The sequence below is a fragment of the Nocardioides sp. CPCC 206348 genome, assembly GCF_048654705.1.
Taxonomy (GTDB): domain Bacteria; phylum Actinomycetota; class Actinomycetes; order Propionibacteriales; family Nocardioidaceae; genus Nocardioides.
In genome coordinates this window covers 19,187-19,497 of sequence record NZ_JBMCZA010000113.1, presented here as the reverse complement: position 1 = coordinate 19,497, position 311 = coordinate 19,187, and the positions used below count along the sequence as shown (strand labels likewise).

The 311-nt window shown below is 73.6% G+C and carries 1 protein-coding gene; it reads left to right on the top strand.

Features of this window, described 5'->3' with window-relative positions:
- A partial coding sequence (locus ACOADB_RS06855; RefSeq protein ID WP_378597209.1) for a hypothetical protein occupies positions 1–311 on the top strand: 311 nt, incomplete at both ends.

Genomic DNA, 311 nt, shown 5'->3' with positions numbered 1-311 from the left:
ACCCGACCTGGAGCAGCAGGTCGAGGTCCGGCGCAACGTGACCCTGTCCGCGCTCGTGGGTGGTCTCTCGGCCGTGTTGACCGTGGCCTTCGCGGTCCGCGCCTTCACCGACGGCACTGGTCTGGACTGGTTGCTGTTCGGTGTCCTGGCCGTCGTCACGATCGCCCACCTCGCCTCCCTCGCCGACAGTCGCGCGCCGCTGCTCGTCGCCGACCCGCGCGGGGTCCGGGTCCGTCAGGGCGCCCGCTGGCGCGGGATCGCCTGGCCGGAGATCGACTGCCTCGAACACCTGCCGCGCCGCGGCCTGCGCG